General features: G+C 60.0%; 15 protein-coding genes and 1 tRNA gene. 15 read left to right on the top strand and 1 reads right to left on the bottom strand.

The genetic code is table 11. The features are described from left to right. The first annotated feature begins 89 nt into the window (after positions 1-89). From ASC85_RS30335 to ASC85_RS30265, 15 genes are all read left to right on the top strand, one after another. Positions 90-836, top strand: a complete 747-nt coding sequence (locus tag ASC85_RS30335; RefSeq protein WP_057452536.1) for a YebC/PmpR family DNA-binding transcriptional regulator — start codon at positions 90-92, stop codon at positions 834-836. A gap of 266 nt (positions 837-1,102) precedes the next feature. Further along, positions 1,103-1,627, top strand: a complete 525-nt coding sequence (gene ruvC / locus ASC85_RS30330) for a crossover junction endodeoxyribonuclease RuvC (protein WP_057452535.1) — start codon at positions 1,103-1,105, stop codon at positions 1,625-1,627. Between the two features lie 113 nt (positions 1,628-1,740). After that, complete coding sequence (gene ruvA, locus ASC85_RS30325; protein ID WP_057452534.1) at positions 1,741-2,349, top strand: Holliday junction branch migration protein RuvA; 609 nt, start codon at positions 1,741-1,743, stop codon at positions 2,347-2,349. Next, positions 2,350-3,411, top strand: a complete 1,062-nt coding sequence (gene ruvB / locus ASC85_RS30320; protein ID WP_003178599.1) for a Holliday junction branch migration DNA helicase RuvB — start codon at positions 2,350-2,352, stop codon at positions 3,409-3,411. Between the two features lie 127 nt (positions 3,412-3,538). After that, complete coding sequence (ybgC, locus tag ASC85_RS30315; protein WP_003205037.1) at positions 3,539-4,006, top strand: tol-pal system-associated acyl-CoA thioesterase; 468 nt, start codon at positions 3,539-3,541, stop codon at positions 4,004-4,006. Beyond that, a complete protein-coding gene (gene tolQ / locus ASC85_RS30310; protein WP_003205035.1) occupies positions 3,996-4,691 on the top strand; it encodes a protein TolQ in 696 nt (231 codons plus the stop codon). The genes ybgC and tolQ overlap by 11 nt, the downstream gene beginning before the upstream one ends. A 23-nt stretch (positions 4,692-4,714) precedes the next feature. Then, positions 4,715-5,167 (top strand): protein TolR, encoded by a 453-nt coding sequence (gene tolR / locus ASC85_RS30305; RefSeq protein ID WP_162254906.1) that lies wholly within the window; start codon positions 4,715-4,717, stop codon positions 5,165-5,167. Next, positions 5,167-6,246 carry a cell envelope integrity protein TolA gene (tolA, locus tag ASC85_RS30300; protein WP_003205033.1) on the top strand — a complete coding sequence of 360 codons (1,080 nt, stop codon included), beginning with the start codon at positions 5,167-5,169 and terminating at the stop codon, positions 6,244-6,246. Before tolR ends, tolA begins: the two co-directional genes overlap by 1 nt. Further along, a complete protein-coding gene (gene tolB / locus ASC85_RS30295) occupies positions 6,243-7,544 on the top strand; it encodes a Tol-Pal system beta propeller repeat protein TolB (protein WP_057452532.1) in 1,302 nt (433 codons plus the stop codon). Before tolA ends, tolB begins: the two co-directional genes overlap by 4 nt. Before the next feature lie 52 nt (positions 7,545-7,596). After that, the gene (gene pal / locus ASC85_RS30290; RefSeq protein WP_003205029.1) at positions 7,597-8,094 is read left to right on the top strand and encodes a peptidoglycan-associated lipoprotein Pal; all 498 of its coding nucleotides are present in this window, start codon (positions 7,597-7,599) and stop codon (positions 8,092-8,094) included. 6 nt (positions 8,095-8,100) lie between these two features. After that, positions 8,101-8,940 (top strand): tol-pal system protein YbgF, encoded by an 840-nt coding sequence (gene ybgF / locus ASC85_RS30285; protein WP_057452531.1) that lies wholly within the window; start codon positions 8,101-8,103, stop codon positions 8,938-8,940. A gap of 166 nt (positions 8,941-9,106) precedes the next feature. After that, entirely contained in the window at positions 9,107-9,754 is a 648-nt protein-coding gene (queE, locus tag ASC85_RS30280) for a 7-carboxy-7-deazaguanine synthase QueE (RefSeq protein ID WP_003205025.1), read from the top strand. A gap of 19 nt (positions 9,755-9,773) precedes the next feature. Continuing rightward, positions 9,774-10,448, top strand: a complete 675-nt coding sequence (queC, locus tag ASC85_RS30275; RefSeq protein WP_177343190.1) for a 7-cyano-7-deazaguanine synthase QueC — start codon at positions 9,774-9,776, stop codon at positions 10,446-10,448. Between the two features lie 63 nt (positions 10,449-10,511). Then, positions 10,512-10,587, top strand: a tRNA-Lys gene (locus tag ASC85_RS30270). 244 nt (positions 10,588-10,831) lie between these two features. After that, positions 10,832-11,515, top strand: coding sequence for a hypothetical protein (locus ASC85_RS30265; RefSeq protein WP_057452529.1), 684 nt, complete (start codon positions 10,832-10,834; stop codon positions 11,513-11,515). Between the two features lie 5 nt (positions 11,516-11,520). Here ASC85_RS30265 and ASC85_RS30260 read toward each other — a convergent pair whose 3' ends face one another. Further along, positions 11,521-12,708, bottom strand: coding sequence for a cyanate transporter (locus ASC85_RS30260; RefSeq protein ID WP_057452528.1), 1,188 nt, complete (start codon positions 12,706-12,708; stop codon positions 11,521-11,523). Between the last annotated feature and the right edge of the window lie 4 nt (positions 12,709-12,712).

The raw sequence follows: 12,712 nt of genomic DNA, 5'->3' as shown, positions 1-12,712 counted from the left end.
GCGCCTTTTCATTGGGGTCGATATTTCTGATTGCCGGCCACTGCGTACGCGCAGGGCGGGCAATGTTCCAAAGAGAAACGGAGCGAGTTATGGCAGGTCATTCCAAGTGGGCGAACATCAAGCACCGCAAAGAACGTCAGGATGCCAAGAGAGGCAAGATCTTCACCAAGTGGATCCGTGAGCTGACGGTCGCGGCCCGCCAGGGTGGTGGCGACCCGGGTTCCAACCCGCGCTTGCGCCTGGCCCTGGACAAGGCGCTGAGTGCCAACATGAGCCGCGACATCATCGACCGGGCCATCGCCCGTGGCGCCGGTGCGACCGAGGCTGACAACGTTGAAGAGCTGACCTACGAAGGTTATGGCCCGGGCGGCGTGGCGGTGATGGTCGAATGCATGACCGACAACCGCAACCGTACTGCCGCCGCCGTGCGTCACGCGTTCAGCAAATGCGGTGGTAACCTGGGCACCGATGGTTCGGTGGCTTACCTGTTCGAGCGCAAGGGGCAGATCAGCTTCGCGCCGGGCCTCGATGAAGATGCCCTGACGGAAGCCGCTCTGGAGGCCGACGCCGATGATGTGGTCAGCCACGAAGACGGCTCGTTCGACGTGTTCACTTCGTTCGCCAGCTTCTATGCCGTGCGCAACGCCCTGGAGGCGGCCGGTTTCAAGCCCGCCGACGCAGAGATCGTCATGCAGCCGACCACCAGTGCCGAACTGGACCTCGAAGGCGCCGAGAAGGTGCTCAAGCTGATCGACATGCTTGAAGACCTGGACGATGTGCAGAACGTCTACTCTAACGCTGACATTCCGGAGTCGGTGGCTGAACAGCTGGGCTGACGGGGCGTAATGATGCTCACTTAAGTTTGTTTGGAACCATTGTGGCGAGGGAGCTTGCTCCCGCTGGGCCGCATGTAGGAGCTGCCGAAGGCCGCGATCTTTTGATCTTGTTTTTTCGCTTGCGACTCAAGTGTCTGGGGCAAGATCGCAGCCTCGTTGCACTCGACAGCTCCTACGGGCGCAAGCAAGCTTCCTCGCCACGGATTCACTGCAAGCCCTCAGTGAGCTGTATCCTTTTGCAACCGCATTACCTTTTCGCAGGCGCTATGACTTTAATCCTTGGTATCGACCCTGGTTCGCGCATCACCGGCTACGGTGTGGTTCGCGATACCGGGCGCGGCTGCGTGTACGTCGCGTCTGGTTGCATCCGCACCGGGGCGGGTGAACTGCACGAGCGCTTGCAGATCGTTTATCGCGGCGTGCGTGAGGTCATCCAGACCTACGGCCCGGTCACCATGGGCATCGAAAAGGTTTTCATGGCGCGCAACGCCGACTCGGCCTTGAAGCTGGGGCAGGCCCGGGGTGCGGCAATCGTTGCTGGGGCCGAGGAGAACCTGGAAATCGCCGAGTACAGCGCGACCCAGGTCAAGCAGGCGGTCGTCGGAACCGGGGCGGCGAACAAGGAACAGGTGCAAATGATGGTGATGCACCTGTTGAAACTGGTCAGCAAGCCGCAGATCGATGCCTCCGACGCCCTGGCCATTGCCATTTGCCATGCCCATACCCGTTCCAGCCTGTTKCCTCACGGCCTGGGAACCGCACGCAGTCGTGGCGGGCGCCTGCGTCTCTGATAGCATCAGCGCTTCATTCATGAACTCGAGTCAGTTGCGCCTGTGTTGCCGGCCTTTTTGCTCGTGTTGATACTCGCCAGCCAGAGGCTGGCCAACACCCAAGGATCTGAAACGTGATTGGACGCTTGCGCGGCACCCTGGCTGAAAAACAGCCGCCGCACCTGATTCTGGATGTAAATGGCCTGGGCTATGAGCTGGAAGTGCCCATGACCACGCTGTATCGCTTGCCGTCGGTCGGCGAGCCGCTGACCCTGCACACCCATTTGGTCGTGCGCGAGGATGCGCAGTTACTCTATGGCTTCGTCGGCAAGCGCGAGCGAGACTTCTTCCGCGAGCTGATCCGTCTCAATGGCGTCGGCCCGAAACTGGCCCTGGCCTTGATGTCGAGCCTGGAAGTCGATGAATTGGTGCGTTGCGTGCAGTCCCAGGACACCTCGGCCCTGACCAAGGTGCCGGGGGTGGGCAAGAAAACCGCCGAGCGCCTGCTGGTCGAGCTCAAGGACCGCTTCAAGGCCTGGGAGGCGGTGCCGGCGATGTTCGCCCTGGTGCCGAACCAGCCGGACGTGCCTGCGCCTGCGGTCAGCGCCGAAAACGATGCGGTCACCGCGCTGATCTCCCTGGGCTACAAGCCGCAGGAAGCCAGCAAGGCGATTTCCGCCATCAAGGAAAAAGGCCTGAGCACTGAAGACATGATTCGTCGTGCCCTGAAGGGAATGATTTAAGTGATTGAAGCTGACCGCCTGATCGCCGCCACGGGCGCGCCCCGTGACCGCGAGGAAATCCAGGACCGCGCGATTCGTCCTGTCAGCCTGGCCGACTACATCGGTCAACCGACCGTGCGCGAGCAGATGGAGTTGTTCATCCAGGCCGCCCGTGGGCGCAGCGAGTCGCTGGACCACACCTTGATCTTCGGCCCGCCGGGCCTGGGCAAGACCACCCTGGCCAACATCATTGCCCAGGAAATGGGCGTCTCGATCAAGAGCACGTCCGGGCCGGTCCTCGAGCGGCCGGGCGACCTGGCGGCGCTGCTGACCAATCTTGAGCCCCATGATGTGCTGTTCATCGACGAAATCCATCGGCTGTCGCCGATCGTCGAGGAAGTGCTGTACCCGGCCATGGAAGATTTCCAGCTCGACATCATGATCGGCGAAGGCCCGGCGGCACGCTCCATCAAGCTCGATCTGCCGCCCTTCACCCTGGTGGGCGCCACCACCCGCGCCGGCATGCTGACCAACCCGTTGCGGGACCGTTTCGGTATCGTCCAGCGCCTGGAGTTCTATAACAACGCCGACCTGGCGACGATTGTCAGCCGCTCGGCGGGCATCCTCGGGTTGCCGCTGGACCCGGACGGTGCGTATGAGATCGCCCGGCGTGCCCGGGGTACGCCGCGGATCGCCAACCGCCTGCTGCGCCGGGTCCGGGATTTTGCCGAAGTCCGCGCCAAGGGCCACATCACCAAGCCGATTGCCGACCTGGCGTTGAACCTGCTGGACATCGACGAGCGTGGTTTCGACCACCAGGACCGGCGCCTGCTGCTGACCATGATCGAGAAGTTCGACGGTGGCCCGGTGGGCGTGGACAGCCTGGCCGCGGCCATCAGCGAAGAGCGCCACACCATTGAAGATGTGCTGGAACCGTACCTGATCCAGCAGGGCTACATCATGCGTACCCCTCGCGGGCGCGTGGTCACCCGTCATGCTTATCTGCATTTTGGCTTAAACATCCCGACACGAATGGGTGAGATGCCGGTGGTAGACGAATTCCTCGATGCCGTGGACGATTGAACGAGCTCTGTACGCCGACTTTTTTCCAGTTCGTGCTGTCCCAGACGACGCCTGGAGCGTCAATGCGTTCGAGAATGAAAAAACAGTTGCCTGGCCGATTGGCAACCTGAGGAGTAAGCACTAGAGTATGCGCGCGCAAAACGGGCTGGAGTCGTTCGCACATCGCTGTCGCGTTTATTACGAGGACACCGATGCTGGCGGCATCGTCTACTACGTCAATTACCTCAAGTTTATGGAACGGGCTCGAACCGAACGGCTGCGGGAACTGGGTTTCGCCCAATCCGCGCTGGCAGGGGAGGACCTGTTATTCGTCGTGCATTCCAGCGAAGCGCGCTACCACGCGCCGGCGCGACTGGACGACGAACTGGTGGTAAGTGCCGATGTCATCGAATTGAACCGTGTCAGCCTGCGTTTCAAGCAGCAGGTCAGGCGGGCTACGGATAACGTGCTGCTCTGTGAAGGGCAGTTTTTGGTGGCCTGTGTGCGCACCCATAGTTTGAAACCCCGGGCCATTCCCGAAGCTCTACGTGCGGCCTTTGCCGGCGTGAGCGGCGCGGGTACACACTCAGAGCAGGAGATAAAGCGTGGAAGCTAACGTCGTCGACCATACCTCCATGTGGAGCTTGGTCAGCAATGCCAGCGTCGTGGTGCAGTTGGTAATGCTGATCCTGGTAGCCGCATCGGTGACCTCATGGATCATGATTTTTCAGCGCAGCAACATGCTGCGCGCCGGTCGCCGTGCCCTGGAGAGCTTCGAAGAGCGCTTCTGGTCCGGCATCGACCTGTCCAAGCTCTATCGTCAGGCCGGGAGCAACCCGGACCCGGATTCGGGCGTGGAGCAGATCTTCCGTGCCGGCTTCAAGGAATTCTCCCGTCTGCGCCAGCAGCCAGGCGTTGATCCGGAAGCAGTGATGGAAGGCGTGGCCCGTGCCATGCGCGTGGCCATCTCCCGCGAGGAAGAAAAACTCGAACAAGGCCTGTCGTTCCTCGCCACCGTTGGTTCGGTCAGCCCATACATCGGTCTGTTCGGCACCGTGTGGGGGATCATGAACTCCTTCCGTGGCCTGGCCTCTGCCCAGCAAGCGACCCTGGCCACCGTGGCCCCGGGTATTGCCGAGGCGCTGGTCGCCACCGCCATCGGCCTGTTCGCGGCCATTCCAGCCGTGATCGCCTACAACCGCTTCGCTGCCCGCAGCGAAGCGCTGACCAGCCGTTACTACACCTTCGCCGATGAATTCCAGGCGATCCTGCACCGCAAAGTGCACACCAGCGAAGAATAAGCAGGTATTTCCCCATGGCTTTAATCGCTCGAGCCCGAAACAAGCGCAAGCCGGTTGCCGAGATGAACGTGGTGCCCTACATCGACGTGATGTTGGTGCTGCTGGTCATCTTCATGGTGACCGCGCCGATGCTCAATCAGGGCGTGAAGGTCGATCTGCCCAAGGTTTCCAGCGAAGCCTTGCCGCAGGACAACAACACCCAGGTACTGACCATTTCGATCAAGGCTGACAAGACCTACTACTGGAACCTTGGCAGCGAAGTCGACACCGAGAAGCAGCAGGACCGGGCCATGACCTTGCCGCAGATGACCGATGCGGTCACGAAGATCATCAATGCCGGCAACAGTAACGGCAAGCGCACCCAGGTCTTCATTCGCGGTGACAAGACCGTCGACTACGGTGCCGTGATGGGCGCCATGGGCGGCCTGCAGAAAGCCGGGGTCGGTAATGTTGGCTTGATCACTGAGGCGCCCTGATGCAGCAACAGCGAGAGCCGTCCGCCTCGGAAAGCTACTTCTGGCCTAGTGTCCTGGCAATCGGCCTGCACGTGCTGGTGTTCGGCATGCTGTTCGTCAGTTTTGCCATGACCCCTGAGCTGCCGCCGGCCAAGCCGATCGTGCAGGCGACGTTGTACCAGCTCAAGTCGAAAAGCCAGGCGACCACCCAGACCAACCAGAAGCTTGCCGGTGAGGCGAAAAAATCCGCCGCGCGCCAGACTGAAGTCGAGCAGATGGAGCAGAAGAAGGTCGAGCAGGAAGCGATAAAGGCCGCGGAACAAAAGAAAGAGGAAGCGGCTCAAAAGGCCGAGGAAGCCAAGAAGGCCGATGAGGCGAAGAAAGCCGACGAGGCGAAAAAGGCTGACGAAGCCAAGAAAGCCGACGAAGCGAAGAAGACCGCCGAGGCCAAAAAGGCAGAAGAGAAACAATTGGCTGATATAGCCAAGAAGAAAGCCGAAGAAGAAGCCAAGAAAGCCGCTGAAGAAGAGGCCAAGAAAGCGGCCGCTGAAGAAGCGAAGAAAAAGATCGTCGAGGACGCGAAGAAGAAAGCGGCCGAGGACGCCAAGAAGAAAGCTGAAGCTGAAGAGGCGAAAAAGAAAGTCGCCGAAGACGCGAAGAAGAAAGCCGCCGCCGACGCCGCCAAGAAAAAGGCCCAGGACGCAGCGCGTAAATCCGCCGAAGACAAAAAGGCCCAGGCCTTGGCAGATCTGCTTTCCGACACGCCGGAGCGCCAGCAGGCATTGGCTGATGAGCAGGGCGATGAAGTCGCCGGCAGCTACGATGATTTGATTCGCGCACGAGCGGCGGAAGGCTGGGCTCGTCCCCCTTCGGCGCGCAAAGGCATGACGGTAGTATTGCAAATCGGCATGTTGCCCGACGGTACGGTTACCTCGGTCAGCGTCGCCAAGTCCAGCGGTGACGGTCCGTTCGACGCTTCGGCGGTCGCAGCGGTCAAGAACATTGGGCGATTGACGGAAATGCAAGGAATGAAACCGAGCGACTTTGCTCCCTATCGTTCATTCAAGATGACATTCACACCTGAGGATCTAGCCTTGTGAGAAACCTTCTTCGATCAATGCTGGTCGTTATCTGCTGCCTGGCAGGGATAGCGGTAGCAGAGGAAAAGAACATCCTGGTCACCAGCGGCAGCGACCGGGCCACCCCGATCGCCGTCGTACCGTTCGGCTGGCAGGGCGGTAGCGTCCTGCCGGACGACATGGCGGAAATCATCGGCAACGACCTGCGCAACTCGGGTTACTACGCGCCGATTCCGAAACAGAACATGATCAGCCTGCCGACCCAGGCCAGCGAAGTCATCTACCGTGACTGGAAGGCCCTGGGCGCCCAGTACATCATGGTCGGCAGCATCGTTCCGGCCGGCGGTCGCCTGCAGGTGCAGTACGCCCTGTTCAACGTCGCCACCGAACAGCAAGTGCTGACCGGCAGCGTGTCGGGCAGCATCGATCAGTTGCGCGACATGTCGCACTACATCGCCGACCAGTCGTTCGAGAAGCTCACCGGCATCAAGGGCGCGTTCTCTACCCGCATGCTCTACGTGACGGCCGAGCGCTTCTCCGAAAACAACACCCGCTACACCCTGCAGCGCTCCGACTATGACGGTGCCCGCGCAGTGACCTTGCTGCAATCGCGCGAGCCAATCCTGTCGCCGCGCTTCGCCCCCGATGGCAAGCGCATCGCCTATGTCTCGTTCGAGCAGAAGCGTCCGCGCATTTTCGTGCAGCACATCGACACCGGTCGTCGTGAGCAAATCACCAACTTCGAAGGCCTGAACGGCGCGCCAGCCTGGTCGCCGGACGGTTCGCGCCTGGCGTTCGTGCTGTCCAAGGACGGTAACCCGGACATCTACGTGATGAACCTGGCCTCGCGTTCGATCTCCCGCGTCACCAATGGCCCGGGCATCAACACCGAACCGTTCTGGGGCAAGGATGGCTCGACCATCTACTTCACCTCCGACCGTGGCGGCAAGCCGCAGATCTACAAGACCAGTGCCGGTGGTGGCGGTGCCGAACGCGTGACGTTCGTCGGTAACTACAACGCTAACCCTAAACTGTCGGCGGACGAAAAGACCCTGGTAATGATCCATCGCCAGGATGGTTTCACTAATTTCAAGGTGGCGGCCCAGGATTTGCAGCGCGGTAGCGTAAAAATCCTCACTGATAGCACTCTGGACGAGTCACCTACTGTTGCGCCCAACGGCACCATGGTAATCTACGCCACCCGCCAGCAGGGCCGGGGAGTCTTGATGCTCGTGTCCATTAATGGACGCGTGAGGCTCCCGCTTCCTACCGCTCAAGGCGAAGTCAGAGAACCGTCCTGGTCCCCTTACCTGAACTGACGCGGCGCTATACGTTTTACTTAACACACTGGGGTTCATTAGGAGTTTCACGATGGAAATGCTGAAGTTTGGTAAATTTGCTGCGCTGGCTCTGGCCATGGCTGTAGCTGTAGGTTGCTCGTCCAAAGGCGGCGACAATGCCGGTGAAGGCGCTGTTGATCCAAACGCTGGTTACGGCGCTAACACCGGTGCAGTTGACGGCTCCCTGAGCGAAGAAGCTGCTCTGCGCGCAATCACCACCTTCTACTTCGAATACGACAGCTCGGACCTGAAGCCAGAAGCCATGCGCGCTCTGGACGTTCACGCCAAAGACCTGAAGTCGAACGGCGCTCGCGTTGTTCTGGAAGGCAACACCGACGAACGTGGTACTCGTGAGTACAACATGGCACTGGGCGAGCGTCGTGCGAAAGCCGTTCAACGCTACCTGGTACTGCAAGGCGTTTCCCCAGCTCAGCTGGAACTGGTTTCCTACGGCGAAGAGCGTCCAGTTGCTACCGGCAACGACGAGCAGTCCTGGGCTCAAAACCGTCGCGTCGAACTGCGTAAGTAATTCGTCATGCGAACGTGCCGTCGTGCTGTAACTGTTCTGGCTCTCAGCCTCGCGCCGCTTGCGGCGTGGGCTGCGGTTCCTGTGGTCGATAACGATGCCGGCTATAACAATAGCGGGAGCAGCTATCCGCCTGCAGGTTACGGTACGAACGGCGCCTATGCCGGGGGAGGGGTTTCGGCCCCTGTCTCGGCACAGGGCGAGCTGTTCAACCAGCTCCAGCAAATGCAGGATCAGCTTTCGCGCCAGCAAGGCGTGATCGAAGTTCTGCAGAATGATATTTCGCGCATGAAGCAGGAAAACCTGGAGCGATACCAGGATCTTGATCGGCGCATAGGAACCGGCGTTGCACCTGCACCTGCCGCGACTCCTGAGAATTCTCCTGCCGGTGGCGACTTGAACGCCCCCGGTGCAGCCGCAGGCGCGGGGGCAGTTGCTCCCGCAGCACCTGCCGCCGGTGGCGAGCCGGCTGATCCGGCGAAGGAAAAGCTCTATTACGATGCTGCCTTCGACCTGATCAAGGCCAAGGATTTCGACAAGGCCAGCCAGGCCTTTGCCGCTTTCCTGCGCAAATACCCAAACAGCCAGTACGCGGGCAATGCCCAATACTGGCTGGGCGAAGTGAACCTGGCCAAGGGCGACCTGCAAGGTGCCGGCCAGGCATTCGCCAAGGTTTCGCAACTGTATCCCAAGCATGCCAAGGTGCCGGATTCGCTGTACAAGCTGGCTGATGTAGAGCGCCGCCTCGGTCACACCGACAAGGTAAAAGGCATTCTGCAGCAGGTGGTGGCCCAATATCCGGGTACATCCGCCGCCCAGTTGGCCCAGCGTGATCTGCAACGCATGTAAGTCGGCTTGACCTGTTTTGAAGAAACCCGCGCCTGTCGCGGGTTTTTTCGTTAGAATTCACGCCCTTTTTATGAAACACGCTTTTTGGGATCTGCGCGTTGGCGGGGTTCCTTGAAGTGCCTGACGGAGGCGGACAGCCTGTTTAGCTGTTACGCCCGTGGCGACTATGCAAGACACATTGAGAATCACCGAAGTTTTTTACTCGTTGCAGGGTGAAACGCGGACGGCTGGGCTGCCCACAGTATTTGTGCGCCTCACCGGTTGCCCGTTGCGTTGCCAATACTGCGACAGTGCCTACGCCTTCAGCGGCGGCACCTTGCGAACCCTCGACGATATCCTTGAGCAAGTGGCCAGTTATCGTCCGCGTTATGTCTGTGTCACGGGTGGTGAGCCATTGGCGCAACCCAACGCCATCCCCTTGCTCAAGCAGTTGTGTGATGCCGGTTACGAGGTTTCCCTGGAAACCAGCGGCGCCCTGGATATCTCGGCCGTCGACCCGCGCGTCAGTCGCGTCGTGGACCTGAAGACCCCAGGCTCCAAGGAAGCGCACCGCAACCGTTACGAGAATATCGAGTTGCTGACCCCCAACGATCAGGTCAAGTTCGTGATCTGTTCGCGGGAAGATTACGACTGGGCCGTGTCCAAGCTGATCCAGTACGGGCTCGACCAGCGGGCCGGCGAAGTGTTGTTGTCGCCGAGCCATCACGATTTGAGCGCCCGGGACCTGGCGGACTGGGTGGTGGCGGATAACCTGCCGGTACGCCTGCAATTGCAGCTGCATAAATATCTTTGGAACGACGAGCCGGGGCGCTGATATGACTGAACATTCGAACATTGCCGAAAAACGTGCGGTCATCCTGTTGTCCGGCGGCCTGGATTCGGCCACCGTCGTGGCCATGGCCCATGCCGAGGGGTACCGCTGCTACACCATGAGTTTCGATTATGGTCAGCGCCATCGCGCAGAACTGCATGCTGCCGAGCGAGTGGCCCGGGACCTGGGCGTGGTGGAACACAAAGTGATCGGCCTGAACCTCAATGGCATTGGTGGCTCGGCCTTGACCGACAGCTCCATCGACGTGCCGGAGGCGCCTAGCGAAGGCATCCCGGTGACCTATGTGCCGGCGCGTAACACCGTATTCCTGTCCTTGGCATTGGGCTGGGCCGAAGTGCTGGGCGCCCGTGACATTTTCATCGGCGTCAATGCCGTGGATTACTCCGGTTACCCGGATTGCCGCCCGGAGTTCGTCGAAGCCTTCGAGCGCATGGCGAACCTGGCGACCAAGGCCGGCGTGGAAGGGCAGGGTTTCCGCATCCAGGCGCCGTTGCAGAATCTCAGCAAGGCCGACATAGTCAAGGCCGGTGTGAAGCTTGGCGTGGACTACGGGCTCACTGTTTCCTGCTATCAGGCCGACGATCAGGGCCGTGCTTGCGGCAAATGCGACAGCTGCCGCCTGCGCGCAGAAGGCTTCGCTGCGGCGGGCGTGAGCGATCCAACCCGTTATTTTTGATTTATTTCAAATTAGGTGTTGAATAGTCCTTAGAAATCAGTATTATACGCGCCACCACACAGCGGGTCGTTAGCTCAGTTGGTAGAGCAGTTGGCTTTTAACCAATTGGTCGTAGGTTCGAATCCCACACGACCCACCATTTTTTGCAGTTTTAAAAGTCTGGAAGGCCCACGAAAGTGAGGATTTCCGGATTTTTTTTTGCCTGCGAGAAAGTGGCCGGACAAGTCCCGAATCTGACTGGTGTGGCGCCAGTCCTTGGGGATTACACCACTAACCCTGGAAAAGCTGGCCTTAGCTCCTAGACTGTTGAAGCCCGCTCCCTGTTCAAGCGCAGCGTGCACCTCGTTATAAAACGCGAGAGGTTCGATCAAGGAGGATTCGACATGAAGCTGCGAATTACCCAGTTTGCTCCATTCGATCAGGGCAAGGATATCAAGGCTGATATCAAGGGCGGATGGTGTGCCGGGGTAACCGCCACGGTCGGCATTGCCGTCGGCTCCTATGATGTGGAAGGGCAACCCGATTTTGGGCATTGGGTCGAGCATGTCGCTTTTGTAAAAGCCAAGGCGGCGTTGCTGAAGATCAATTCCAACCTCAACACGGCCGAAACGCTGCAGGCCGTCCTGGGCCGATACCAGCAAACCCGTGACGTCTGCGGTGACCTGCATAAGCCCAAGTTTGAAGCGCGAGGCTGTAAAGTTCTCCTGAGCTTGTCGGGATGGTTTCCAGTGCTGGGTTATGCGTCCTACTTGAAAAACTCCAAATGGCTGACCAACCATATTGGCTACATCATCCGAGGCGGGGACAAGCTGGTGTTGTTCGACCCCAATTACGGTATCGGTTTGTTCACCATTGAAGATGCGCTGCCGCTGAACCTGAACGAGCTGACCAAGGCGATCGGCATCCTTGCCTGGAAGAGTGGCCTTGCCAGTTACTTGCTGTCTTACACGGCGGCGACTTCCGTTGTTGACGAAGATCCCTTGCAACTGCGCTTCTCGACCGATACCGAGGAGAAAATCCGAGCCTTGGAAGAGTACAGCAGTCGTTTTTTCACCGGGACAAAGTAGCAGCGTTAGCGGATATGTCGCCCATAACCCTTTGGGTCAAACCGCAATACCATCACCATCATCAACACCATGACCGCCGTGAGCGACCACCAGGCCCACTCAAAACTCCCCAATTGGTCGCGGATCATCCCGGCAATCAAAGGCGAGAGGCCAGCGATGAGATAGCCGACACCCTGCACGAACGCGGTAAGGCCACCGGCCCGGCGTGGGTTATCCAGGTGGTCGAGGGATACGATCAGGCTCATGGGAAACAGGCCGCCGATACCCAGCCCCAGCAGGCAGGCCCATAGCAGGCTGAAGCGTTCCGGGCTGAGGATCAGGCCGCAGAAGCCGCCGATGATCAGGGCCAGCAGGACGGTGAGGACCAGGCGTTTATCTCGGCTGCGGTTGGCAATCGCCGGGGTGACCAGGCCGGATAACACTTCCATTGCCGTGAGGAACCCCAGCAGCAGGCCCGCGTGCTGTTCGCTCCAGCCCTTTTCCACGTAGTACGGCGCCAGCCAGGCCAGCACGCAGGTGTAGGAGGCGGTGCCCAGGCCAAAGAAAATCGCCAGGAGCCAGGCCCGGGCGTTGCTGGAAAATGCTTCGTGATGCCGGGACGCTGCTTCGGGCAAGGGCGTGACGTTCGAGCGCTGGGCGTACCAGCAGCCCAGGGCGACCAGCGCCAACAATGCCCAGATTGCCAGGCCGACGCGCCAACTGCCGGTCTGCGTCAGGACAAAGGGTGAAAACGATGCGGCAATCGCCGCCCCGGCCATGATGGAGGTGACGTACAAGCCCATGAACAGCGAGACGTTGTCGGCGAAGCGCGACTTGATCAGGGCCGGCATCACAGCCTGGATCAAGGCGATCCCGAGCCCGGCCACGACCGCACTGGCGATCAGCCCGGCGGCGCTGTCCAGGTACAAGCGCGAGGCCGTGGCGAGACCAATGATCAACAGCGACAGCACGATGGTGCGGTGTTCACCGATGCGCAGGGCGATGCGCATGCCCAGGAACATCGCCAGGCCCATCGCCATGACGGGCAACATGGTCAGCAGCGAGGCGGTACTGAAACTCAAGGGCACCTCGCCGCGAATAGCTGACAACAACGGCCCGACTGCCGCCATCGAGGGCCGCAGGTTCAGCGCCACCAAGACGATGCTGACCATCAGCCAGATGGCGTGGGTGCTTGAGGTTCGAATGTTTTCCATGACA

The sequence above is a fragment of the Pseudomonas sp. Root401 genome, assembly GCF_001425105.1.
GTDB classification, from domain to species: Bacteria; Pseudomonadota; Gammaproteobacteria; order Pseudomonadales; family Pseudomonadaceae; genus Aquipseudomonas; species Aquipseudomonas brassicacearum.
This window is presented reverse-complemented; position numbering and strand designations above follow the sequence as displayed.